This is a genomic window from Rhodococcus sp. RCBS9 (assembly GCF_029457415.1).
GTDB classification, from domain to species: domain Bacteria; phylum Actinomycetota; class Actinomycetes; order Mycobacteriales; family Mycobacteriaceae; genus Rhodococcus_F; species Rhodococcus_F qingshengii.
In genome coordinates this window covers 4,063,528-4,087,726 of sequence record NZ_CP120422.1, presented here as the reverse complement: position 1 = coordinate 4,087,726, position 24,199 = coordinate 4,063,528, and the positions used below count along the sequence as shown (strand labels likewise).

25 protein-coding genes are annotated in these 24,199 nt (G+C 61.9%); 7 read left to right on the top strand and 18 right to left on the bottom strand.

What is annotated here, in order from left to right; all coding sequences use genetic code 11:
• Positions 1–47 precede the first annotated feature (47 nt).
• Together P0M12_RS19195 and P0M12_RS19190 are read left to right on the top strand one after the other, a co-directional pair.
• Positions 48–482 carry a nucleotidyltransferase domain-containing protein gene (locus P0M12_RS19195; protein WP_039972698.1) on the top strand — a complete coding sequence of 145 codons (435 nt, stop codon included), beginning with the start codon at positions 48–50 and terminating at the stop codon, positions 480–482.
• Positions 479–1,156, top strand: a complete 678-nt coding sequence (locus P0M12_RS19190) for a uridine kinase (protein ID WP_007726723.1) — start codon at positions 479–481, stop codon at positions 1,154–1,156. Before P0M12_RS19195 ends, P0M12_RS19190 begins: the two co-directional genes overlap by 4 nt.
• Here the strand turns inward: P0M12_RS19190 and P0M12_RS19185 are convergent.
• Positions 1,134–1,754, bottom strand: coding sequence for a TetR family transcriptional regulator (locus P0M12_RS19185; RefSeq protein WP_039972697.1), 621 nt, complete (start codon positions 1,752–1,754; stop codon positions 1,134–1,136). The genes P0M12_RS19190 and P0M12_RS19185 overlap by 23 nt on opposite strands.
• A gap of 91 nt (positions 1,755–1,845) precedes the next feature.
• Between P0M12_RS19185 and P0M12_RS19180 the strand changes: the two genes are divergently transcribed.
• Together P0M12_RS19180 and P0M12_RS19175 are read left to right on the top strand one after the other, a co-directional pair.
• Complete coding sequence (locus tag P0M12_RS19180) at positions 1,846–3,216, top strand: cytochrome P450 (RefSeq protein WP_007726721.1); 1,371 nt, start codon at positions 1,846–1,848, stop codon at positions 3,214–3,216.
• A gap of 72 nt (positions 3,217–3,288) precedes the next feature.
• Positions 3,289–3,531, top strand: a complete 243-nt coding sequence (locus P0M12_RS19175; protein ID WP_003944403.1) for a hypothetical protein — start codon at positions 3,289–3,291, stop codon at positions 3,529–3,531.
• A gap of 57 nt (positions 3,532–3,588) precedes the next feature.
• On the opposite strand, the gene P0M12_RS19170 is transcribed toward P0M12_RS19175, so the two are convergent.
• Complete coding sequence (locus P0M12_RS19170; protein WP_047269510.1) at positions 3,589–4,776, bottom strand: DICT sensory domain-containing protein; 1,188 nt, start codon at positions 4,774–4,776, stop codon at positions 3,589–3,591.
• A gap of 320 nt (positions 4,777–5,096) precedes the next feature.
• On the bottom strand, positions 5,097–5,408 hold the full coding sequence (locus P0M12_RS19165) for an STAS domain-containing protein (RefSeq protein ID WP_228401988.1): 312 nt from the start codon (positions 5,406–5,408) through the stop codon (positions 5,097–5,099).
• Positions 5,409–5,831: 423 nt separating this feature from the next.
• Here P0M12_RS19165 and P0M12_RS19160 point away from each other — a divergent pair, with 423 nt between their 5' ends.
• Entirely contained in the window at positions 5,832–7,265 is a 1,434-nt protein-coding gene (locus P0M12_RS19160) for an FAD-dependent oxidoreductase (RefSeq protein ID WP_054187130.1), read from the top strand.
• Positions 7,266–7,312: 47 nt separating this feature from the next.
• On the opposite strand, the gene P0M12_RS19155 is transcribed toward P0M12_RS19160, so the two are convergent.
• The 5 genes from P0M12_RS19155 to P0M12_RS19135 all read right to left on the bottom strand — a co-directional run bounded on the left by P0M12_RS19155 (position 7,313) and on the right by P0M12_RS19135 (position 11,589).
• On the bottom strand, positions 7,313–7,936 hold the full coding sequence (locus P0M12_RS19155; RefSeq protein ID WP_277376718.1) for a uridine kinase: 624 nt from the start codon (positions 7,934–7,936) through the stop codon (positions 7,313–7,315).
• The gene (locus tag P0M12_RS19150) at positions 7,933–8,235 is read right to left on the bottom strand and encodes a hypothetical protein (RefSeq protein ID WP_042452216.1); all 303 of its coding nucleotides are present in this window, start codon (positions 8,233–8,235) and stop codon (positions 7,933–7,935) included. Before P0M12_RS19150 ends, P0M12_RS19155 begins: the two co-directional genes overlap by 4 nt.
• A 99-nt stretch (positions 8,236–8,334) precedes the next feature.
• Complete coding sequence (locus tag P0M12_RS19145; protein ID WP_042924153.1) at positions 8,335–9,165, bottom strand: mycofactocin-coupled SDR family oxidoreductase; 831 nt, start codon at positions 9,163–9,165, stop codon at positions 8,335–8,337.
• A 4-nt stretch (positions 9,166–9,169) separates the two neighbouring features.
• A complete protein-coding gene (locus P0M12_RS19140; protein ID WP_058038555.1) occupies positions 9,170–9,967 on the bottom strand; it encodes a mycofactocin-coupled SDR family oxidoreductase in 798 nt (265 codons plus the stop codon).
• The gene (locus P0M12_RS19135) at positions 9,964–11,589 is read right to left on the bottom strand and encodes an NAD(P)/FAD-dependent oxidoreductase (RefSeq protein ID WP_277376717.1); all 1,626 of its coding nucleotides are present in this window, start codon (positions 11,587–11,589) and stop codon (positions 9,964–9,966) included. Before P0M12_RS19135 ends, P0M12_RS19140 begins: the two co-directional genes overlap by 4 nt.
• A gap of 297 nt (positions 11,590–11,886) precedes the next feature.
• Between P0M12_RS19135 and P0M12_RS19130 the strand changes: the two genes are divergently transcribed.
• Positions 11,887–12,327: a hypothetical protein gene (locus P0M12_RS19130; protein WP_042453463.1), complete on the top strand. Its 441-nt coding sequence runs from the start codon at positions 11,887–11,889 to the stop codon at positions 12,325–12,327.
• A 7-nt stretch (positions 12,328–12,334) separates the two neighbouring features.
• Here P0M12_RS19130 and P0M12_RS19125 read toward each other — a convergent pair whose 3' ends face one another.
• Positions 12,335–12,994: a response regulator transcription factor gene (locus tag P0M12_RS19125; RefSeq protein ID WP_007726710.1), complete on the bottom strand. Its 660-nt coding sequence runs from the start codon at positions 12,992–12,994 to the stop codon at positions 12,335–12,337.
• Positions 12,995–13,170: 176 nt separating this feature from the next.
• Between P0M12_RS19125 and P0M12_RS19120 the strand changes: the two genes are divergently transcribed.
• On the top strand, positions 13,171–13,632 hold the full coding sequence (locus P0M12_RS19120; RefSeq protein ID WP_054187128.1) for a hypothetical protein: 462 nt from the start codon (positions 13,171–13,173) through the stop codon (positions 13,630–13,632).
• Positions 13,633–13,723: 91 nt separating this feature from the next.
• On the opposite strand, the gene P0M12_RS19115 is transcribed toward P0M12_RS19120, so the two are convergent.
• The 9 genes from P0M12_RS19115 to dnaK form a co-directional block, all read right to left on the bottom strand.
• Positions 13,724–14,899: an NADH:flavin oxidoreductase gene (locus tag P0M12_RS19115; RefSeq protein WP_064074636.1), complete on the bottom strand. Its 1,176-nt coding sequence runs from the start codon at positions 14,897–14,899 to the stop codon at positions 13,724–13,726.
• Between the two features lie 132 nt (positions 14,900–15,031).
• A complete protein-coding gene (locus tag P0M12_RS19110; RefSeq protein ID WP_003944438.1) occupies positions 15,032–15,751 on the bottom strand; it encodes an ABC transporter ATP-binding protein in 720 nt (239 codons plus the stop codon).
• Positions 15,751–17,601, bottom strand: a complete 1,851-nt coding sequence (locus tag P0M12_RS19105; RefSeq protein ID WP_277377928.1) for a branched-chain amino acid ABC transporter ATP-binding protein/permease — start codon at positions 17,599–17,601, stop codon at positions 15,751–15,753. Before P0M12_RS19105 ends, P0M12_RS19110 begins: the two co-directional genes overlap by 1 nt.
• Position 17,602: 1 nt before the next feature.
• Positions 17,603–18,460, bottom strand: a complete 858-nt coding sequence (locus P0M12_RS19100) for a branched-chain amino acid ABC transporter permease (RefSeq protein WP_007726703.1) — start codon at positions 18,458–18,460, stop codon at positions 17,603–17,605.
• Positions 18,457–19,671, bottom strand: a complete 1,215-nt coding sequence (locus P0M12_RS19095; protein WP_007726702.1) for an ABC transporter substrate-binding protein — start codon at positions 19,669–19,671, stop codon at positions 18,457–18,459. The genes P0M12_RS19100 and P0M12_RS19095 overlap by 4 nt, the downstream gene beginning before the upstream one ends.
• 332 nt (positions 19,672–20,003) lie before the next feature.
• Positions 20,004–20,411 carry a helix-turn-helix domain-containing protein gene (locus P0M12_RS19090; protein ID WP_020906601.1) on the bottom strand — a complete coding sequence of 136 codons (408 nt, stop codon included), beginning with the start codon at positions 20,409–20,411 and terminating at the stop codon, positions 20,004–20,006.
• Positions 20,411–21,583, bottom strand: coding sequence for a molecular chaperone DnaJ (dnaJ, locus tag P0M12_RS19085; protein ID WP_065456001.1), 1,173 nt, complete (start codon positions 21,581–21,583; stop codon positions 20,411–20,413). The genes P0M12_RS19090 and dnaJ overlap by 1 nt, the downstream gene beginning before the upstream one ends.
• 22 nt (positions 21,584–21,605) lie before the next feature.
• Entirely contained in the window at positions 21,606–22,202 is a 597-nt protein-coding gene (grpE, locus tag P0M12_RS19080; RefSeq protein ID WP_003944430.1) for a nucleotide exchange factor GrpE, read from the bottom strand.
• On the bottom strand, positions 22,199–24,052 hold the full coding sequence (dnaK, locus tag P0M12_RS19075; protein WP_003944365.1) for a molecular chaperone DnaK: 1,854 nt from the start codon (positions 24,050–24,052) through the stop codon (positions 22,199–22,201). The genes grpE and dnaK overlap by 4 nt, the downstream gene beginning before the upstream one ends.
• Between the last annotated feature and the right edge of the window lie 147 nt (positions 24,053–24,199).

The following is a 24,199-nucleotide window of genomic DNA, read 5'->3' as shown; positions in this document are numbered from 1 at the left end:
GTCCCGGCGAAGCTACGGAGAGGGTGGCGATGGGGAATGATGCCGGTATGTCAGCACGATTGAAGGGGCGAAGACGTGCGGTGAACGCGCTGCTCGTCGACGTCGAACGATGGGCCGCTGAGCACGATGACGTCAAAGCTGTAGCGCTGGTCGGGTCCTACGCGCGCGGCGCGGAGCGTATGGCGAGTGATCTTGATCTGATGATCCTGGCCGACGACGCGAACGCGCTCGCAAATGAAGACTGGTTCGACCGGCTCCGCCCCGACGCGCGATTCATCAGAGCCGCCAACTGGGGGCCAGTCCGAGAACGACGCTTCCGCCTACGGTCCGGCCTCCTCGTCGAACTGAATTTCGCGAGCGAGAGCTGGGCCGACCTTCCGCTCGACGCGGGCACTCGACGCGTCCTCGAAGACGGCCACCGAATCCTGTACGACACCGGGCCTCTTCGCGTCGCTACGAGCGAGGGAAGAACTGCTCGATGAGCACCAAGACGGTCTTCGAGACCTTGGCCGCCGAAATAAACGCGCTGCGCGGCTCTCCCGTCGTCGCGATCGACGGCGTCGACGGGAGCGGCAAGACGACATTCACGAAAAGTCTTGCAGCACAGCTGAATGAACGCCCCGCCATTGTGATTCACGTCGACGACTTCCTCAATCCGCCGGAGATTCGCCATCGCAGAGGTCGGCTGTCACCGGAAGGCTTCTGGCTCGACAGCTACGACTACGACGCCCTCGAGCGTCATGTTCTCGCCCCTCTGAGACCGGGAGGTAACCGCGAGTACCGACCACGACGGGACAGCGACGCGTACTTGCATGCAGCCGACGGAGCCGTAGTCCTCGTCGAGGGACTCTTTCTGCATCGGGACGAACTTGCTTCCCGATGGGACTATTCGATCTTTCTCGACGTGCCCTTCGAGATCACCGCCGAGCGAATGAACCTTCGCGACGGAACGAACGCGGATCCGGAACACCCGTCGATGAACCGTTATGTCGGCGGCCAACGTCTGTACTTCGCGGCTGCAGAGCCCTGGACCCGCGCGGACAGTGTCATCGACAATTCAGACCCGAAACTGCCTCGAATCACGACACATGCCGCCCACTGGAGTTGGCAGTCCGCATCGCCGGCCCCGCGTTTCATCGGTGCGCTGTGGATGTGAATTGGAAGGTTGCGGCATCCACGATCTCAGCGGGCGTGATGTCGATTTCGCCGTTGAGCCAGGCCGTCACCAATTCGGCCAGGCCGCCCACGAACAGTAATCCGTTGATCTCACCCTGATGGGGAGGCCAAGCTCGATCGCCGTACAAGAGCGCAGCCTCGTCGGCCACCATCTGCGCGAACCCACGCAGCGCTCCCCGCCTGTGAGTGCGCAGCGGCTCGTAAGCCACCGACTCGACCATCGCGACACGCCCTTTTCGAGGATCGTCCGTCAGGATGTTGACGAACGAAGCAATGGCGCTCCGCACGCGCTCCTCCCGTGTCCCATCGGTCGTTCGGAGTGCAGCCATTCCGGCCACGCGCACCTCGTCGACGATTCCGTCGAAAACCTGCTGGAGGAGTTCGTCCCTGCTGGTGAAACTCTCGTAGAAATATCGCTCTGTCAGCTTGGCATGCGCACAGATGGCGGTCATGGTGGCACCCTGCCTGCCCGCGGCTGCAAACACGTCCAGTCCTGCTGCGAGCAAGCTTTCACGCCGAAGCGCGGCCCGCTGCTCACCACTCAGACCGGCATATCGACGGGGTGTGGGAGAAGCCATGAGTCGATCTTGACAGACAACGCGACTGTGACGCAGACTACCCCCATCTGACAGGCGCCACTGTCAGATGCAAACGGAAGGCAGGTACGTGATGTCGAAAATCCTGGCCGCTCCACCCATCCGGTCGCAGTTGCGTCCCATCTCAGGCAATTCGGGACTACCCGGAATAGGGCAAACTTTCGAATACATCCGCGACCCTCTCGCTCTGATGCAAAAACGCTGGGATCGTTACGGCGAGGTCTCGTGGTTCTCGATGGCCGGTAGACGGTGGGTCGCAGCCCTCGGACCCGACGCATGCCAAGAAGTTCTCCAGAACAAGGACCGCGCTTTTGTCAACAGCGACGGTTGGTCAGTGCTCATCGGCCCCTTCTTCCACGGGGGTCTGATGCTTCTCGACTCCGAAGAGCACCTACGACAACGACGCATCATGCAACAAGCCTTCACGAGATCGCGTCTCGAAAAGACCGTGGACGTGCTGAATCCCGCGATCGCCTCCGCGCTCGACGCCTGGACTCCGTCCGATGGCTTCCGCGCCTACACCGCTCTCAAAGCTCTCACACTCAACCTCGCGACCGACATCTTCATGGGCGGCGCGGAAGGGACCACTGACAACGAAATCGACTCTGTGAAAAAAGCTTTCGTCGATTGCGTGCAAGCTGCAACCTCGGTGATCCGTTATCGAGTTCCCGGCACCAGATGGAAGCGCGGCCTCGACGGGCGCCGAACCCTCGAAAACTTCTTCCGCCGCTACCTACCTGCGCGCCGTTCACGCGAAACCGACGACCTGTTTTCCGTTCTCTGTCACATCGAATCAGACACCGGACAGCGCTTCAGCGACGGCGAGGTGATCGATCACATGATCTTCCTGCTGATGGCCGCACATGACACCTCCACCATCACCATCTCGACAATGATGCAATATCTCGGCCAGAATCCTCAGTGGCAGAACAGATGTCGGGCGGAATCACTCGCACTGAGTACGTCGACGCCGAGCTATGCCGAACTCGACCAACTCGCAGGCTTGGACCTGGTGATGAAAGAATGCCTCCGACTCGTCGCTCCCGTGCCGGTCATGGCTCGCCGAGCGGTGTGTGACACCCAGATACAGGACCACTTCGTACCCGCTGGGACCTACGTGTCAGTGGTGCCACATTTCACTCACCACATGCCGCAGTACTGGCCCGACCCCGAACATTTCGATCCCGAACGTTTCGCGGACCACCGACGTGAAGACAAGGTGCACCGGTATGCCTGGGAACCGTTCGGTGGAGGCGTGCACAAATGCCTCGGCATGCACTTCGCCGGCGTCGAAATCAAAGCGATCATGCACCACCTGCTCACACGCTTCGATTGGCAGGTCGCGCCCGGCTACACCGCCCCTCTCAACTACATGTCCTTGCCGTTCCCCTCCGACGGACAGCCGATCGATCTGAAACCACTCACGACTTCTCATGACCGGTAGCGACCGAACAGACGTCAGGATCAACTCGCACATGACTACCGGCACAGACGCTTTCGAAATCCAGAGGAAAACATGAGCACTCGGCCCGCCCGAAACCGGCATGCACGCGCTGCTCCGAAACCAGAGGTCGTCTCAGCGGCGGAGTTCCTACTCGCAGAATCCGACGCCCATGTCTTCCGTCGCCGCTATCTCGAACTGCTCACCCACACCACAGCGCCGGATGGCGCAACCGTCACGGACTACACGGTCGCCGAAAGGTATCTACTCAACTCTGCAGCAAAGAGACGTGCTGCGCGGCGCCCGGCCACTCCTTAGCCACGATCGCCGGTCGGGCAGCGCTCGCGGCGAACGTCGAGAACATCGGTACGGGGTTCACGAATTCGTCTTGGGGTAACGACGAAGAATAGAGTGCGCTGCCTGGGTGACGGTGGTGCGATCGTAGGTTTGCACGAAGTCGAAGGTCCGCTCGAGATCTGGACCGTTGTCATGAAGATCTCGCGCCGACAGCATCGCCGCATGGTGTGGTCCCAGAGTGACGACCGTCCACTCGTTGACGAGATCATCACCCGGGTCGAGCGGTGCGTGTTGAACTTTACCGTCGAGCATCACGGACAGTCCGACACCGTAGACACCGGCAAACCCTACGGTATCGGCGAGGTGACGCCACCGTGCTGTTGTGGATGCGGTGAAATGCTCGGCTTGTTGAAAGGTGCCCAGAACAAGCATCGAGGAACCCGATGTGGCGGCTTGCGCTTCGAGAGACTTACTCAGTTGGATCAACAGACGCTTGGTACCGCGCCGGATCCGGCTGTGAGCAGACACGATCGAGTAGGGAGTGCCCACGTCGGGGATGGGATCACTCCACACCGGACTGTCGGGCATCGCGACGACCGGTTCGGACAACAGTGAACTCGGATCGTCGACTGCGGGATACAACTCACCCGTTCCGTATGTGGCTCCGATGGTGATTGCGGCAAGACGGGACGATTCCGAGTCGACACCCTCGGCAAGGATAATCGCGTTCGATCGCTCGACGTAGGCGCCGAGCGCGTGCACCGTCGTTCCAACTTCGAAATATGCCGCCTTGGAGAGTAATTCAGCGGAAGTGATAATGATGTCGGGTTCGACCAAAGACAGAAGTGTCGCCGAGTGCCTGTCGATGCCGACGCCGTCGAGTGCAATCAGACGCCCGCCCGCGCGGGCTTCTCTGATCACTGCCAGAGAGTTGTGGGGATCGGTAAGCACCGATGCGCTGTCAACCGTGATGACGATCCGTTGCAGATTTCTCGTCACTCCTTCGATACCAGGAGCGTTCAGAGCTGCTCGGGAAGCCGAGTCGACTGCCACCAGCAACGGCAGGCGATCCGCGACGGTGCATGCGAGTGCAGTACGGGACATGGCCAGTTTGTGACTGTCGAATTCCGAGCGTTGCTGCATCAATTGCGAGGCGCGACGGAGGGCATGCGCCGAACACAGAGAGGAATTGTCAGGCCCACGCAATTGCAACTCGGCGCCTGCAAGTGCGTGGTCGTCGAGGCGGCGTATCGGTGCGAACTGCATGCTTACTTCCAGACCAATCACATCGGAGAACTGGGTGATCGGAGAATTCGACGATGTCGAACCGTTGCTGGTGTCATACGCCATGGTGTGGCTCTTCACTACGAGTCGGGACCACCAAGCGTTCATGCGGCCGGACGCGTCGATGGCAGCGCCGGCTGCTCGACACCGAACGAGAATACCGCAAATCTCGGCGCAACCCGGTGACGACAACCTGATCCCGCGCCGCAAAGTGCACATCGACACGCAGATCAGACCAGATACCAAGTCAACGCGTATCGAGCACTGCTCACTTCACATCGTTCGTGGGAGTTGTTTCCGGCTCAAGCACCGAGAGCATCAGCGGTCGACGTGGCAACGCCCGCAATGAGTTCGGAGGCGCCGAGAGCCTGAAAGATCATGGAGACCGCTCGCGTCGGGGCAAACAAGCGAATGCGGTTGTTGCCACGCCCCGCAGCATCGACAACGGCATTCGCCACTCCGGACGACATGAAGGTCACGCCGGAGAGATCGACGTGAATATCGGTTCCGACCAGGAGAAGTCGGTCGAGCGCGTGCACCAATTCCACCCGCTGACCCATGTCCAATTCTCCGGCAAGTCTCAGTACCGCATACGAAGGGGTGTAGCTTTCCACGTCGATACTGTACCGATGCCCTTCTCGGCCGGCGCTGTCAAAGAGATCGAGAACATTTGCAGCTGAAGAACGTTCGTTGATCGTAGTCATGAAAGCCTCTTGTCTGGACTCGGCGTGCCCCACCGCCCGAATCAGCGATGAATCACTGTGCGTCGGATAACCAACCGTGTCGGTCACTGCGTTCCAGACGAACTCTGCCACCGGCAGGTTTCGCCGACACAACCACATCTATAACGCTAGGGTCTCGAAAACGTCACAGCGCGATATCGCACTTTTGGCGCCACCCCCGACGCACTGAACCGCTACCTCGCCTGGCCCCCGACGTGCCTGCGGGGCGACGTCTCTGCGGCGCCGACCACTGGCTTTCTCGCTCATCGGGAAGGTGGGTTCGCCGCACCACCATTCCGCAATACCTTCTGTGACATGGATAACATTGTCGACGTACTCGTCATCGGATCGGGCGCTGCCGGATCGGCCGCAGCGCTCCAAGCGCACGCCGACGGCGCATCGGTCGTGATTCTGGAAAAGAGCGGACCTGATTCCGCGGGCGGCAACACTCGACTGTCCGGCAGTGGATGGTTCGTCAACCAGGACCCCGCTGCCGCCCGAACCTTCCTGCGTTCGTTGAACGGGGAGTTCCCCGTTGCCGAGGACGTCATCGATGCCTGGGCCGAGAACACTCACGGACTGTCCGACTGGATCCGCAGTCTGGGTGCAACTGTAGCGATGACCGGCGATTTCCATTCCGCGGCAGAGTTCGCCGAACTTGACGGAAGTTCTTGTTACGCAGGGATGGACACCGTCGAAGGGAAGATGGGCAATGAACTTCTCTACCGGTTCCTCGTCTCCGCTCTCGCTGAACGCGGCGTCACAACACTATTCGACACCGAAGCCACCGGACTGCTGACGGATGAATCCGGAGCGGTGACCGGAGTCGAGATCCGTTCGGGTGAAAAGACTTCGCAGATCCAGGCACGCCGGGGCGTCATCCTTGCCACCGGAGGATTCGAAGCAAATCCGACGATGGTGCGCGACTACTTGCGTCTGGAGAATCCGAAGATCTGGGGCTCACCATCGGCAACCGGCGACGGTCACCGCATGGCACAGGCCGTGGGCGCCGATCTGTGGCACATGAACAACATGATGACCATTACGGGAATTCCCGGCGACCTCGAAAATCCGACTGGATTCTTCCTCGCACTGTGGAACGCGCACAACTATGTGTTCCTCAGCCGGGAAGGTAGACGCTTCACCGACGAGTCAGCCGAAATGCGGCATGGTCATGTGTTCAGAGAGGGTTCTTACCAACACTTTCCGGTGCAACCGATGAACGTCGTCTTCGACGAGACGATGAGGTTGGCCGGACAGCTGAGCCCCGGCCGCGACGCACTGCCCGTCGGCCACAGGGTTCTCGACGAAGGGTACGAGTGGAGCTCGGACAATCAAGCCGAGATCGACAAGGGATGGATCCTAAAGGCGGACACGCTCGCCGAACTCGCCGAGAAACTCGGACTGGACCCAACAGTCGTGGAAACGAGCGTGCGACGCTACAACGAGGCGTGCGCGGACGGCATCGACCATTCGTTCGGCCGCAATCCCGAAACTTTGGCCCCGGTGGCTACCGCTCCGTTCTACGCCGTCTCCGGGTCGCCACTGCTGGGATGGAGTAGCGGTGGGCCGCGCCGCGACGGTCATTCCCGCGTACTCGATACTGCCCGCAATCCAATTCCTGGCCTCTACGCCGCGGGCGCGGTCAGTTCCACCTACAGCGCGGCCAAGGACGGCGGATTCCACATTGCCGACGCCTTCGCATTCGGCCGTGTCGCCGGGGCCCATGCCGCCGCGCGTAAAGCTTGATATCGCCGGCCTTTCGACTGACTAGCCACGCACGATTACGTGGCTGGTCAGTTGTGGTCGATCGTCACGCAGATGAATCCTCTGCGCCGGATGAAACCGGGATTCGTACCGGACGCTATCGCCTCGGCCGTCCCGTAATAGCTCACATCGCGCGGACGTCCCTTCGCACGCCGCAAGGACTCGTCGAAGCTTGCTTCAACCCAGATTCGTAGGTCGAACTGATCTCGCATCAGTCCGCGAAAAAGCAGCACTCCCTCGACGATCACAATGGCGCGATCCGGGACTCGTGGCTTCGACACCACAGATTCGTCTGTCTCCGGATCAGTCGAGACGTAGGAAATTTCGGTAACTTCGGCCAACCGTAGCGGCACCATCACACGGCTACTCAGGTTCGAATAGTCGTACGCATCCTCGAGATACCCACGCACCGTGTCAGGATCTTTGTTCCGTACCGCTTTCGCAGTCGAGAACTCGTCCCCATGGATCATGATGAAGTCATGGCCCGACTTCGAGATACCGGCAGCCAACTCGTCCGCGATCGTCGATTTTCCGGAAGCCTCGATTCCCGAGATCCCGACAAAAGTGCGTCCGGCCCGATCTTCGTGGCAGCGCACGACGTGCTCGACTAGAGAACCCGAATCATCCGCGCCGAAGGTCTTCTGCCGATTCACACCCGAGCAGCCTTGACCTCGTCGAAGAACGCGATGACGGCTGCCTCGTTCTCCGGCGGAACAGTCAGCGATGCCCGTGGACCCGCTACCGCGATCGAGTCGTCGGCGAGCCTGTTCCCGATGGTGAGTTTCAGTCCCGACTTCGACGGTTTCGCCTTCACCGCAATGTGTTCGACATGCCAACGAGCCACTTCGCTCGTGCTCGCGGCGGTGCGGTCGAAGACCTCCACCGTGCGGTGGTCGAGGACCATCACGATGTTGATCCCGACGGTGACTTCCAGATAGCGCCGTTCCGCCACGGTGTACGCCTTTCGGTTAGGTGAAACCGACGCTACACACCGTGGCGGAACTCAGCGTGTCAAAACCTCAGCTGTTCAAGATTTCAGCTGTTCGAAACCTCAGCGGGACGAACTTCCTGCATCCACCGGCAGGGCGACCGACGTGATGTAGCGAGCCTCGTCGGAAGACAGGAACAGAGCAGCGTTCGCTACGTCCACCGGTTCGATCCACGGAATGGCGAGCATGTTCATCGTCATCGCTGCGGCAGCAAATTCTTCGCGCGTCGGGTTCTCGAGATCGGGGCGGAACTTGCCGCGCACCAACGGGTTTTGAATCATGAGGGTGTCGACGTTGGTGGGATGGACCGTATTGACGCGTACGTTGTGCGGAGCCAGTTCCTTTGCCAGCGAACGCATCAGACCAACGACTCCATGCTTGGCTGCGGTGTAGTGCGCGACTCCGACCAGCCCCCGAAGTCCGGCGATGGAGCTTGTGAGTGTCATCGATCCCCCGCCCCGCGCGATCAAGTGCGGAGCCGCGACGGTCGTGGTGTGCCACACGCCGGTCAGATTGACGTCCAGCATGGTCTGCCACATCGTTTCCGACATGGTCAGGGCCCCGTCGGAGGACGTGATACCAGCTGTAGCGCAGACGATGTCGAGACCACCGAGCATTCCGACGGCCGAGTCCACGGCACTGCGTAGTGCCTCGAGATCCCGAACGTCCACTACCGCAGATTCGACCTTTCGCCCCAGCGCCCGGATCTGCGCCACTGTCTCATCGAGATCGGCCTCCGTCGCGGGCGGCGTGACTGTGGTTTCCACCGAAGTGCACACGTCGACCGCGATGATGTCCGCGCCCTCTTCGGCAAAACGCACGGCCTGAGCCCGCCCGATTCCTCGTGCCGCACCCGTGATCAGCGCGATCTTGCCTTCCAATCGAGAAGTCATCAATTCACACTTTCTGGGTCAGGCCGGCGTCGACAACCAACTGACAGCCGGTCATGTAGCGGGACTCCGCGGATGCGAGAAACAGGACCGCATTACTGACGTCCACCGGATCGACCCAGGGAACGGGCAGCAAGTTGCGAGCGCTGAGCACTGCAGCAGCGTCTGCTTCGGTGGGATTCTCGATGTCCGGGCACAGGTTCGCGAACACTCGCTCGTTGATGATCATCGGGGTACGTACCGAACCCGGATGCACGGAGTTGACGCGGATACTCTGCGCCCCCAACTCGTTGGCCAGCGTTCTGGCCAGGCCCACCACGGCATGCTTGGCTGCGCTGTAATGACTTGCTCCGGCAATACCTTTGATTCCCGCTGTCGAGCTGACCAGAACGACGGATCCACCGTCGCCGAAGTGCGGAACGCAGGCCTTGACGGTGTGCCACGCGCCGGTCAGATTGACGTCCAGCGAGCGGTTCCACACTGCAGGATCGATGGTCCACGACGGTCCCGGCGTGTCGTAGACGCCCGCATTCGCGACCACGACGTCCAACCCGCCGAGTTCGGTAACGCACTCGGCCACGACGGCGGCCAGACCGTCGAAGTCCCGAATATCCGCCACACCGGTGACCGCGACACCACCTCGATCACGCACTGCCTGAGCGGTTTCCGCCAACCCCGATTGCGCCTGTTCGACATCCAACGCGATCACGGACGCGCCTTCCTCGGCGAGCCGCTCACAGTGTGAGCGTCCCATTCCTCCGGCAGCACCCGTCACGAGTACCCGCTTGCCCTCCAGCCGGCTCATGCGTGCACCGCGCTGTTCAGTTCGAAGCCTCGGTATCCCGCTGCTGCCACGTCTGCACAGATGTCGGAGTAGACACCGAAGCCTCCGATGAAGGGCATGAATATCCTCGGCTTTCCCGGGATGTTGGCTCCCATGTACCAGGAGTTCGCGGATGGGAACAATGTTGCCGACGCCCGGCGTGAGCACTCCTCGAGCCAGTTGTCCACGGCTTCGGCACTCGGCTCGATGGTGTCGATCCCCGCCGAATCGAGGTGGTTGATCGCGTCGGCGATCCAGTCGACGTGCTGTTCGGCAGCGAGAATCATGTTGGACAGCACACTCGGGCTGCCCGGCCCGGTGACGATGAACAGGTTCGGGAAGCCGTGAACTCCCAAACCAAGATAGGTTCTCGGACCCGCATGCCAGTTCTCTCGCAAGGTCTCGCCGTTGCGGCCACGGATCTCGATGCGATCGAGTGCCCCGGTCATCGCATCGAAACCGGTGGCGAACACCAATGCGTCGAGTTCGTAGTGCGAGTCGGTCGTCTTGATCCCGGCCTCGTCGATTGCCTCGATCGGTGCGCTCTTGAGATCGACCAGGCTCACGTTGTCACGGTTGTAGCTCTGGTAGTAGTCGGTGTCCGTCACGATCCGCTTGGTCCCGATGGGGTGGTCGTTCGGGATCAGCAGGTCGGCGATGGCCTGATCTTCGACCACCGATCTGATCTTGGCCTCGGCAAATGCGGCCGCCGTCGCGTTGGCGTCGATGTTGCTGGTCTGGTCTGCGAAGGTTTTGGCGAACAGAACACCGCCGAGCTTCCACCGCTCCTCGTAGGCCGCGTTCCTCTCGGCCTCGGACACCTCGAGCGCGCTGCGAGGATCCGAAACGAACGGAGATCCACCGCCACTGCGCTTGGACAGCGCTCGACGCTCGGCGTAGTCGGCCTTGATCTCTGCGCGTCGTTTGTCATCGAGAGGCGTGTTTCCCGCCGGCACACTGTAATTCGCGGACCGCTGGAACACGAAGAGGTGATCGGCCTGCTCGGCGATCAACGGAACGGACTGGATGCCCGACGATCCGGTGCCGATCACTCCCACTCGCTTGCCGGTGAAATCGACGCCCTCGTGCGGCCAGAAGCCGGTGTGGAAGACCTCACCGCCGAAAGTCTCGCGACCTGCAATGTTCGGAACGTTCGCGGTCGAGAGGCTGCCCGTGGCGCACACCACGAACCGCGAGGTGACGTCATGACCACCGTCGGTGTGCACTCGCCACGTCGACGAGTCCTCGTCGAACTGTGCGCTCAGGACACGGGTATCGAAAGTGAACCCACTGCGTAGGTCGAAGCGATCGGCGACTTGATCGAGGTAGGACAGGATCTCCGGCTGCGCGGCGTACTTCTCGCTCCAGTCCCAATCCTGTTGCAACTCTTCGGAGAACGAGTAGGAGTAGTCGAAACTCTCGACATCGCAGCGTGCGCCCGGGTAGCGGTTGAAGTACCACGTGCCGCCCACTCCGGAGCCCGCCTCGAAGCCGTGGACACGCAGCCCCTGCTCGCGAAGTCGGTGCATGGCGTACATGCCGGCGACGCCGGCGCCGATGACTACGACGTCGAGTGGTGCGGTGGAGAAGTCAGGATCGGTCATGGTGGCCACGCTACGAGTGGGTTGAATGGTAGAGGAACAGGTTCTCCCGCTGGGTGGGCGGAGCCTCCACCCCATGACGCTGGGTGGGCGGAGCCTCCACCCCATGACGCTGGGTGGGCGAAGCCTCCACCCCATGACACTGGGTGGGCGGAGAGCGCTGTGTCCACCGATCGGGGGACAGCGATGTCGTCCAGCACTCGGACCCGTAGGTGGACAGACCCGAAGGGATTTCGGGGCCATAGTTGTCTCATCACAGAAACACACGGTCACCAAGACCGACAAATCGAGGAGAACATGATGAGCACCAACACAATTCGACCTGAAGCACTTTCCTTCTCCGGCCTCAGCATGGCAGCTCTGGTTGCCCGCTCCGCCGGTGCGAACACGGTGAAGTCGATGACCGACACATCCGTCACGACGGCGATGATCAGCAATTCGGGTCGCGGGGCCCTGTATCTGGTCGACGCATCCAACCCGAACGGCGACTGGGTCGTCCCGCCGGCGGACTACATCCTCCCCAACATGAACGTGAACGTTGTGGCCACGAGCAAGAACCAGAACGACTTCCCCATCGTGCTCACGTACCGCTCCGACGACGGTGGAGTGTTTGTCTTCAGTGCCACCAACTCGAAGACCAGGGCGGATGCCGGAGGTACGCACGCCCCCGACAGCCACGACGTCACGGTGACGATGACCTCGGGTTACCCGGCCATGAACGTCACGTACGTGCTTCGGTGACGCTTGCTCACTCCAACAATCCCTGCCGCATTGCAGCGGCGACGGCGGCGCCTCGATCGTTGACTCCGAGTTTCTCGTAGAGGCGCTGCACGTGGGTTTTGACGGTGGAGGGCGCAAGAAAGAGTTGTGAGGCAATGGCCGGGATGCTGGCGCCCTGCGCGATCAATCCGAGAACCTCACGTTCGCGCGCGCTGAGCGTCGGACCGGACGGTTCACTACGACGCCGAACCTCTCCTACCAATCCGGCGGCGATACTGGGCGGCAACACATCTCGTCCCGCAGCACAGTCGAGCACGGCACTCACGATCTCGGCGCGAGTGGATTCCTTCGGCAGGAATCCGGCAGCACCGGCTTGCAGGGCCTGGTACACGACAGACGATTCGTCGTGAGCGCTGAGCAGAAGCACACGCGTCGGAAGCTCGTCTCGAACGACTGCGGCGGCGACCTGAGTTCCATCCAGGTGCGGCATCCGGAAGTCGAGCAGCGCGACCTGCGGGCGTAGTTCGCGGATCATTGCGAGCGCTGCTGCGCCGTCGTCGGCCTCGCCCAGGACGTCGATGCTGTCACTGCCGGTCAGAGCCCGAACCACGCCCTCACGGAACAGTGGGTGGTCGTCGCCGACCACCACGGAAACCTTGCCGGCCAGCGGCTTCGTGCCTTCGCGCATTGCTCACTTTCTCACGCCCGTACCAGCAATGCGAGCACTTACGCCTCCCCCGATCGGGGGACAAGAGATTCAACCCCGCCACGGCCCCGTCGGCGGACATACTGCAGCACTCATTCGCGACAAGATTGATTCATCGCCGAGAACGGCAACCACACACCATCCCAGGAGCAGACATCATGCGTACCAACACCACCCGCTTCGTAGCAGTCACCGCAATCGCCCTCACTGTCGGCGGAACCGCACTGGGAACCGCAGCGATCGCCAACGCCGGCACCATGCCCACCGACGGCCCGACGGTTGCCATGACCATCACCAACAACACCGACAACCCGATGCTGCTGGACAGCGCGTCCAACCCCTACGGACAGTGGATCAACGGCCCCCGCTCCTACCTGGCCCCGCACACCACCGAAATCGTCACCGCCTACAGCAGCGATCCCCGCGGTATCGGTGTCGACGTCACCTACAACGTCGCCGACGGCGTCCAGACGGTCATGGCTGCCAACAACTACGTCGGCAACCCCACCCTCGACGGGACTCGCATCATCGGCGACCCGACGCACGTCATCCTCACCGACTACATGGCCACCGGCTACCCCACGATGAACGCCTCCTACGACGTCTTCACGCAGAACTGAACCAAGCGTTGATGCGACCACGAACTTGATCCGCTACGGCCCACGACCCGGTATCCGCATGGATGTCGGGACGTGGTGTGCGCTGACCAGCTCAGACGCGTTCGACCAACACGCAGCGGGCGCCACTGAAGATCGTGGGCATGCACTTGTTGCAGTGGATGCACAGTGATTGGGTATCGGATTCGGCCGCGATCCGATTGATCAGATCCGGTTCTCTGAGCAGCGCCCGTGCCATGGCGACGAACTCGAACCCTTCCGCCATTGCGGTATCCATGCCCGCTTTGTCCGTGACACCCCCGAGCAGCACGAGCGGCAACTTCACCGCAGCACGAATCTGCCGAGCCTCTTCCAGCATGAACAACGGCTTGTACGGATAGGTATGCAACATGCTCTTCCCCACCAACTGCACACCGAGTCGAACAGGTTGCGGCATCGCGGCGGCGAACTCGCGGATCGGCGCATCGCCCTTGAACAGGTACATCGGGTTGAGCAGTGAACTGCCCATCGTCAACTCGAGCGCGTCGACGCTTCCGGATGCTTCGAGCCACTGCGCCACCTGGATTGCTTCGTCCACCCAGAATCCGCCTGGCACACCGTCGTCCATGTTCAGCTTGGCCAAGATCGCGATCTTGTCACCGACGGCATCGCGCACACTGCGTGCAGTTTCGAGTACTACGCGAGCCCGGTTCTCCAGCGATCCGCCGTAGGAGTCCTTACGACGGTTGAGTTTCGGGCTCAGGAACGAGCTCGCGAAATAGTTGTGACCGAAGTGGATCTCGACGGCGTCGAATCCTGCCTCGACGGCAAGTCGCGCAGCGCTCCCGTGCGCGGCCGCAATTCTGATGATGTCCGCTGTCGTGGCAGTGCGAATCATCCTCATGCTCAACGGATTGAACGAACTCGACGGTGCCAGCGCGGGCAGTCCGGTCGACTTCTGATTCGCCACGGGACCGGCATGGCCGAGCTGCGCCGACGCAGCAGCACCTTCGGCGTGAATGGCATCGGTGAGCCGCCGAAGCCCGGGGAGGGCATCGGGCCGCATCCAGAGCTGGCCGTATTCGGTGCGCCCTTCCGGTGCGACGGCGCAATACGCGACGGTGGACATCCCGACTCCGCCGGCGGCTGGGCGACGATGGAACTCGATCAGCTCGTCGGTGACCAGGGCGTCGGGAGTTTTGCCTTCGAATGTCGCGGACTTGATGATTCGATTTCGAAGGGTCACCGGGCCGAGCTTCGCCGGGGCGAGCACGTCGGGAGCAGTGGTCATCGAGTTTGCCTCTCGCGGGAGTTGTTTGCAGGACGGTAGATCGATGGCCCCGAGCCGGCTAGGGCCCGTGCCACGGAGCGGGAAACGGCTTCAGCCCGGCCGAGGTGGCCGGGCTGAAGCCGTCATTGCCGTTCAGACGCGTCCGAAATACGCATCCTTGAGCACTGCCAGGTCGTCGATGTCCTTGGCGTCGGCGTCGAGAACCACCTTGCCGATGTCGAGGACCGTCACATGATCGGCGACGCTCATCGCGGCCTCGACTGCCTGCTCGACCAGTAGAACAGCCAGGCCGGTTTCCTTGAGTTGTTGGACGCGGTCCATCACCTCACCGACGATCACGGGAGCGAGACCGCCCGAAGGTTCGTCGAGAAGGAGCAACCTAGGCTGCGCCATCAGCGCTGCGCCGATCGCGAGCATCTGCTGCTGACCGCCCGACATGGAACCGGCGGGAAGCGAACGCTTCTCCCCCAGGATCGGGAACATCTCGTACATCGATTCGACGGATTCCATAAGCTCGCCGCGCTTTGCCTTGCGGGTGTACCCGCCCAGCAGGAGGTTCTGCTCGACGGTCTGCTTGTGGAAGACCCGCTTGCCCTCCTGCACGTACGCCATCCCCTGTCGTACCCGTTTGTGCGCGGGGACTCCGGTGATGTCGGCGCCGTCCATCTCGACGGTTCCGGAGGCCACCTTGTTGAGGCCGGACAGGGCACGGAGCGTGCTCGTCTTGCCTGCGCCGTTGCGTCCGAGCAGGGCGGTCACCTGACCGGGATAGACGTCGAACGAGACATCCCAGACGACGCGCAGATCGCCGTACCCGGTCTGCAAGTTTCGGACCTTCAGAATCGGTTCCATCACTTCACCTCACTGGTCTGATGGTCTACCGCGCCGATTTCTTCGAGAAGTGCTTCTTCGTCACCGGACTTGACTCCGAGGTACTCGCTCAAGACGCGTGGGTGATGTTCGATGGTTGCCGCATCGCCGGTGGCGATCACCTGCCCTTGCGCCAGCACGACTATCTCGTCGGCCAGCGAGAGGACGAGGCGGAAGTTGTGCTCCACCAACACCACTGTCGCCCCGGCATCTCGCAGTACCCGGATCAGATCTGCCAGGCGTTCGAGTTCGTCCTCGTCGAGTCCGGATGCCACCTCGTCGAAGAGGACGACCCTCGGTTCGGCGATGACGGCGCGAGCAACCTCGAGCATGCGACGCATCCCCAGGGGCAGCGACGTCGCGATCTCGTTGCGCAAGTGCGACATCCCCACGAGTTCGAGGACACGCTCGGCCTCGACGATGTCGGCCTTCGCGATCCTGCGGAAGCTGGGCAGGCGAAGCACAGCCGACGCCATCGACGCTCGGTGCACCGAATAACGTCCGGATGCAACAGCTTCCAGAACCGTGATGTTTTCCGGAATCGTCGGAGTTTGGAACGTGCGCGCCACACCCACGCGCGCCACCTTGTGCGGCGACGACTGCGAGACCACCGTGTCACCGATCGTGATCACGCCCGCATCTGCGGTGTAGAAGCCGCAGATCATGTTGAGCATGGTCGTCTTACCCGAACCGTTGGGCCCGATCAACGCGGTGACCTTACCGGCCTCTGCGGTCAGGGTTGCCGCATTGAGCGCCTGGTTGCCACCGAACGCTTTGGACACTCCGTCGACCACCAACCGTGCTCCGTTGATCGGCGCCAGTTCCGTTGTCCCACCGCTGTTTTCCTTTGCGGTGACTACGCCCAGGCCGGCCTTGCGATCGAGTTTCGAGACGATCGCTCGCCCGACCTTGGTCAAACCCCCGGAGAGAAGCACACCGCCGATGATCAGGAAGCCGCCGTAGAAGATCAGCGAATACTCCTGGAACGCCGTCGACTGGTTGGGACCGAGCTGCATGATCGCGGCACCGACCACGGCGCCGTACACACTTGCCGCACCGCCGAGGATCGACGCCGCCAGAACTGCTGTGGCAAAGGTGAACCCGAAGGCTTCCGGCGAGATGAACAGGTCGGTGTTGGCGAACAGCGCACCCGCCAGACCGGCGGGGAACGCACCGATGGCATAACCGAGCAGCTTCATCCGGAACACCGATACACCCTGCGACGACGCCAGAACCGGCGACTGCTTGAGCGTGCGGAACGCGATGCCGTGGCGCGAGACCACCAGGTTACGCATCACCGCGAACCAGAGCACGGTCACGACGACGACCACCATGTAGTACTGCTGGGTGTCGAGTTCGGAACCGAAGAACGTCGGCGGCTCCATACCGGTGAGGCCGTTTCGGCCGCCGGTCTTGCCACCGAAGATCGCCAGTACGTCCGGTACCAGCAGAACCAGGAAGAACGACGTCATCGCCAGGGACCAGTTGCCCAGGCGCAGACCGGGAACACCGGTCAGGATTCCGACCGCCAGTGCCACTGCTCCGGAGGCAGCAAGCTGAAGCAGAATGTCGGTGTGACAGGCCTGGGACATCAGACCCGCGGTGTAGGCACCGGCCGCGTACATCGCTGCCTGGCCGAGTGCCAGTTCACCGGCAAAGCCGAGGCTCAAGTTCAGGCCACTGACCACAAGTGCCAGGATGCAGGCCAATTGAATCTGACGTGATGTCGACAGGTCGAGTCCCATCACGGGCAGCAGCAGGATCACCACGGCCAGGACGAGTGGGATGATCCAGCTCGGTAGGGAACGGAAAGTCCGCCACGCACTTACCATCTCACACCACCCGTTCTCGGACATTGCCGAACAGTCCAGCCGGTTTGACCATCAAGATGACGATCAGCACCGTGAAGACGGCGATATTGCTGTACTGACTTCCCGCCCACAGGGCGGTGAACGATTCCACCAGGCCGACGGTCAGACCGCCGATCAAAGCGCCAGGCAGAGAGCCGAACCCGCCGATCGCCAACGCCACGAATCCCTTGAGGGCCAACGCTGCACCCAACGTCGCAACTGCAAACGTCTTGGGGCCGACGAAGAGTCCGAGGACACCGGCCAAGGCACCCGAGAAGGCAAACGCTCCCAGTGCCAACCGTCGTACGTTGACTCCTCGCAGCATCGCCGCTTCACGATCCTCGGAGATGCCGATCAGAGCCAGACCCGTCATCGTTTTCTTCGAGACGTAACTCAACCCGACGACCAGTGCGATCGCCGCAACCAGCAAAGCGATCTCGACCGGGTAGGTACGGCCGCCGAGCAGGGTGATCGGTTCGTTCGATCCGAAGAACGGAACCGTGAGAGGTTCACTACCCCATATCAATTGAGTGGCGCCGTTGAGCAGAGTTGCGACACCCAACGTCGTGACCAACTGGTTCTGGTGATCGGCCACCGGTCTGATCGCGACGATCTCCTCGACCGAGGCGAGGAGCATCACGGTCACGGTAGCCATGACGGCCACCACGAGAACGGGGAGTTTCAGGGTCACCAGACCCGTGTAGGCGACAAAGGTGCCCACCATCATCAGCTGAGCTTGAGCGAAGTTGAATGTGTTGGAGGAAACGAAAACGATGTTGTACCCGATGGCAACCAGCACGTAGACCGCGCCGAGCGCCAACCCGGACCACAGAATGGTCATGACGCAGCCGGGTTTCCGAACTGACCGTTGAGGATCTTCGTCGGACTGATGAACTTCAGCTCGCTGGTGTCCGGGTTCGGGCCGTGGTTGTCGGAGCTGAAGTTGTAGCGCGAGAGGAATGCGGTCTTGGCATTCTCCTGGACCTCAGTGGTTTCCAGTGCTTCGGCGAGCTTCTTCGGATCGGTCGAACTGCCGACCTTCTCCGCTGCCGCCGCGACGAGGGGGAAAGCGTCGTAGTTGTCCGCGAGGATCAGCGTCGACGGGATGGAGCCCAGCGAAGCCATCGTGTCCACCATCGTGTTGACGAGTGCGTTGTTCGGATCGAACACCGTGCTGCTGAACACCTGCGTCACCAGGTTCTTCACCTGCGGGGTGCCGAGCACACCGGCCGGCGGATCATTCGCGATCAGGTTGGTGGCAGACACCGAGGTGTTTCCGACCAGCGGCACGTCCCAGCCGAGTCGCTCGAGGCTTTGCAACACGTATCCGAGAGGAGCGCCGTACGCATCCAAGGCGATTGCCGCGGCACCCGAATTCTTGAGCGACTGCAACTGCGCCGTCATGTCCAAAGCGGCGGCGTCGTACTCCTCGTTACCGGCGGCCTTCAGACCTGCGGATTGCAAAGCACTGGTCATTTCTTCGCCGAACAGCTCACCGTAAGCGGTGCTGCCGTGCAAGACTCCGACGCTGCTGTAACCCTTGGACTTCGCGTACTCGGAAATTCCGCGAGCGGTATCGGTCGCACCCGGAGCCAGATCGAAGTTGAGCGGGAACTTCGAGGGGTCCGTCGAATCGGGCGAGGGAGCCATGCTCATCGAGAGAATGTTGTTCTGCTTGAGGATCGGCAGAACCGCAGCCGCGATCGACGAAGGACCCGAGTTCAGGTAGAGGTCAGGCTTGTTACCCGAATTGATGGCTTCGCGCAGCTTGGTGACGGCGATGGTTGCGTCACCCGCGTCGTCCACCGTAGTGAGCTCGATCTGACGGCCACCGATCCCCCCGGCTTCGTTCTGCACCTGAACGCCCGCCTTGGTGGCGAGCAGAGAGGTCTGCGAGTTAGCCGCGAGAACTCCCTGTGCACTGATCCCGCCGGTCAGCAGCACACGGTAGGGCGAGTCCGCACCTCCGTCGGACTCCGAAGAACCACTGCACCCTGCAAGAGCCAGAGCCGTCACGGCAACTGCCGCAACAAGAATGGGCCGACGATTCATGTCTGCACTCCTAGAACACATTGATGCACCGAACGTCAGGCGAATACCTGACGAAAGAATGATCGGCCGGAGGACGTGCCTGATTTCGAGCACCAGCCAACCAAGCACCCGCTTGATGATCTAGCAAGCAGTTGCTTGGGATGGAGCATAGAATGTGATCTGGATAACGTCAAACGCTGAAAAGCGGAGTCATGGAAGCGGACGCTATGCACATTGAGGCGGCGTCGACAGATCTCTTCCCGCTGGGTGGAAACGCCGAAACGGCTCCACGCCCTGGCGGATTCGACGAAATGAATCCGACAGGGCGTGGAGCCGTTTGTGTAGAGGTCCGACTATCGCTGGTTGCGGGGCTTCCAGACCACCAACGCGTTGTTGCGCGGAATCGGCACGAGATCCCGGCGATAGCCCGCATGGACTTTCGCGATCTCCTCGGCCAATTCGCGGACGCGATGCTGCAGAGCCTCGACCTGGTTGGTCAGTTCGATGATTCGCTTGATTCCGGCAAGGTTGACTCCCTCGTCCTGCGAAAGCCGTTGTACTTCACGAAGAAGCGCAACATCGCGCGGGGAGTAGCGTCGTCCGCCACCGGTGGTTCGATGCGGGGTGACCAACCCGAGTCGGTCGTAGTTACGCAAAGTCTGCGCGTGCATTCCGGCCAACTCGGCTGCCACCGAGATCACGAAGATCTGAGCGTCAGGATCGACCGTCGCATCCCATTGATTCTGCGGTCGCTCTGTCATCATGCACCGGCCCACCCGGCCCGTGGATCGAACCCGCTCGCCTTCTCGGCTTCGAGATAGGTTTTCAGCGCTTCGATCGCCGGGTCGTCCAACTTCTGCGGAACGGATACCTTGACCGTGACCAGAAGGTCACCGGCACCGTCCGGCCGCTTGGGGATACCGCGTCCGCGAACTCGCAGAATGCGTCCGTCCACCGTTCCAGCCGGAACCTTCACTCCGACACGGCCTTCCAAAGTCGGCACGGACAGTGTCGTTCCCAGCACCAGCTCGCCGTAGCTCACCGGAACCGTCAGTGTCAGGTCGTCGCCGTTGCGTCCGAAGACACTGTCCGGCTTGACGCGGATGTTGACGAACAGGTCGCCGGCCGGAGCGCCGCGGAGTCCCGCTTCGCCCTTGCCCTTGAGTCTGATCTTCTGACCGTCGCTCACACCGGCAGGCACGCGAACCGTGATGGTCCGTGTGCGATTGGTGACGCCGCTACCGTGGCAGTCTTCACACGGCGAGTCGATGATCGAGCCGGTTCCCCGGCAATCGTCACACGGCTCACTGAATCCGAAGGCGCCCTGGTTCCGGCTGACCACGCCGGTTCCGTTGCAATGTGGGCACACTCGCGGACTGGTGCCTGGCTTTGCGCCGCTGCCGTGACACGTGGTGCACGACGTAGGGCTGGTCAGACGAAGAGGGACGGTGACACCGAGCGCTGCTTCACGGAAGGCGAGCGTCGTCTCGGTCTCGAGATCCTTGCCTCGACGCGGGCGGTTGGGCGCAGCTGTTCGCTGGCCCGCTCCCCCGCGGTTGAACAATCCGCCGAAGATGTCTCCGAGACCCGAGTCCTGCCCACCGGCCCCGCCGCCGAACAGGTCGTTGATGTCGAAACCACCAGCGCCGGGGTTGAATCCGCCGCCGCTCTGCGCGCGGGGACCGAAGCCGCCGCTGGCAAAGAGGCGCCGAGCCTCGTCGTACTCCTTGCGCTTGTCCGGATCAGACAGAACGGCATGAGCTTCACTGACGGACTTGAAACGCTCTTCGGCCTTCGCATCGTCAGGGTTGGCGTCGGGATGAAGATCCCGAGCCAGCTTGCGATACGCCTTCTTGATTTCGTCGGCCGTCGCGGTGGACGAGACGCCCAGCTCCTTGTAGAAGTCCTTCTCGATCCACTCCCGTTGACTCACTGGGCGTCTCCTCCTCTCACTCTTACTTCGCTTCTTGTTCTGAACCGTCTGCAGGCTTGTCGCCTACCCGGTCCGTCACGGCCACCATTGCGGTCCGAAGGACCCGGTCGCCGAGCTTGTATCCCTTGCGCATGACCGTCCCGAGTACGGGGTCGTGGCCTTCGCCTTCATGTTGCACCGCTTCGTGGAGTGCGGGATCGAAATCGTCACCCTCGCTGCCGAAGTCGGTCAAACCCAGACCCGTCAGGGTCGTGTTGAGTTTGTCTGCGAGTGCACGCAGTGGACCCGATTCGAGGTCACCGTGTGCCCGAGCGCGATCCAGGTCGTCGAGAATTCCGATGAGCTCGGTGATGACCGAAGCCCGCGCGGTTTCCTTGATGACCTGCTTGTCACGCTCGACGCGACGACGGTAGTTGGTGAACTCCGCCTGAAGTCGCTGCAGATCCGCAGTCCGTTCGGCGAGCTGATCGGTGGCGGATGCTTCCTCCACGATCGACTCTGCTTCCTGAACTACCCCTGTGTCTTCCGAGTCGAGCGGCGGCAGGGATTCCCCCGCCGCCTCTCCCTGTGCACCGGTCTCGGGGTCGACCGGGTTGTTCTCGGGGTTGTCCGAGGTCACTTCTTGTCCGAGTCGGTGGGCTCGTCGACAACCTCGGCGTCGACGACGTCGTCGTCATTGCCTGCGCCGTCGGTGTTTCCGGCCTCGTTTGCAGCGGAAGCCTCGTAGATGGCCTGGCCCAGAGCCTGCGACTCGGTGCCCAGCTTCTCCACTGCGGTCTTCACTGCAGCGATGTCGGTGCCTGCCAGGGCGTCGTTGACGTCCTTGACCGCTGCCTCGACCTTGGTCAGGATCTCCTCGGAGACCTTGCCCGCGTTCTCACCTTCACGCTGCTCCTTGACGAACTTCTCCGTCTGGTGGACCAGCGACTCGGCCTGGTTGCGAACCTCTGCCTCTTCGCGACGGGCCTTGTCTTCCTCGGCGTGAGCCTCGGCGTCCTTGACCATGCGCTCGATCTCTTCCTTGGACAGACCGGAGCCGTCCTGGATCTTGATCGTGTTCTCCTTGCCGGTGCCCTTGTCCTTCGCCGTCACGTGCACGATGCCGTTGGCGTCGATGTCGAAGGTGACCTCGATCTGCGGAACGCCACGCGGGGCGGGCGGCAGATCGGTGAGCTCGAAGGAGCCGAGCAGCTTGTTGTGCGAAGCGATTTCGCGCTCACCCTGGAAGACCTGGATCTGCACCGAAGGCTGGTTGTCGTCAGCGGTGGTGAAGGTCTCGGAACGCTTCGTGGGGATCGTGGTGTTGCGCTCGATGAGCTTGGTCATCACGCCACCCTTGGTTTCGATGCCGAGGGAAAGCGGCGTGACGTCGAGGAGCAGAACGTCCTTGACCTCACCCTTGAGCACACCGGCCTGGAGTGCGGCGCCGACGGCGACGACCTCGTCCGGGTTGACGCCCTTGTTGGGCTCACGGCCACCGGTCAGTTCACGAACCAGATCGGAGACGGCCGGCATACGGGTGGAGCCACCGACGAGCACGACATGGTCGATGTCCTTGACGGCGATTCCACTGTCCTTGATCACTGCCTGGAACGGCGCACGAGTGCGATCGAGCAGGTCCGAGGTGATCTTCTGGAACTCGCTGCGGGTGAGCTGCTCGTCCAGGAAGAGCGGGTTCTTGTCCGCGTCGACCGTGATGTACGGGAGGTTGATGGAGGTGCTCTGCGAGCTGGAGAGCTCGATCTTCGCCTTCTCCGCAGCCTCACGCAGACGCTGCAGGGCCATCTTGTCCTTGGTCAGATCGATGCCGTTCTGAGCCTTGAACTTGTCGACCAGCCAAGCGACGACGCGCTCGTCCCAGTCGTCGCCACCGAGGTGGTTGTCACCGGAGGTTGCGCGAACCTCGACGACACCGTCGCCGATTTCGAGCAGGGAGACGTCGAAGGTGCCGCCACCGAGGTCGAAGACCAGAATGGTCTGCTCGGTGTCACCCTTGTCGAGTCCGTATGCCAGTGCAGCCGCGGTGGGCTCGTTGACGATACGAAGGACGTTGAGGCCGGCGATCTGGCCGGCTTCCTTGGTTGCCTGACGCTGTGCGTCCTCGAAGTACGCGGGGACGGTGATGACGGCGTCGGTGATGTCTTCGCCGAGGTAAGCCTCCGCGTCACGCTTGAGCTTCATGAGCGTGCGGGCGCTGATTTCCTGCGGCGTGTACTTCTTGCCGTCGATTTCCACGTTCCAGTCAGTGCCGATGTGGCGCTTGACGGAGCGGAGGGTGCGGTCGACGTTCGTGACTGCCTGGTTCTTCGCGGGCTGACCGACGAGAACCTCGCCGTTCTTGGCAAATGCGACCACCGAGGGGGTGGTACGTGAGCCTTCGGCGTTGGCGACCACTACGGGCTCGCCGCCCTCCAGCACTGCAACTACCGAGTTGGTCGTACCGAGATCGATACCGACTGCACGAGCCATAGTGTTCCTACCTTTCGTTCTGCGGTTCTCTGCCCGAGTGGTTGATCTCGAACATGACCGCGAGTTTTTCGCTTGGTGAGCGTCCTCCGCTCAAGTTTGCCTCCGACCGTGGCCGGGAGTCAACTTGAAGTTGAGCCGAGGGCGCTC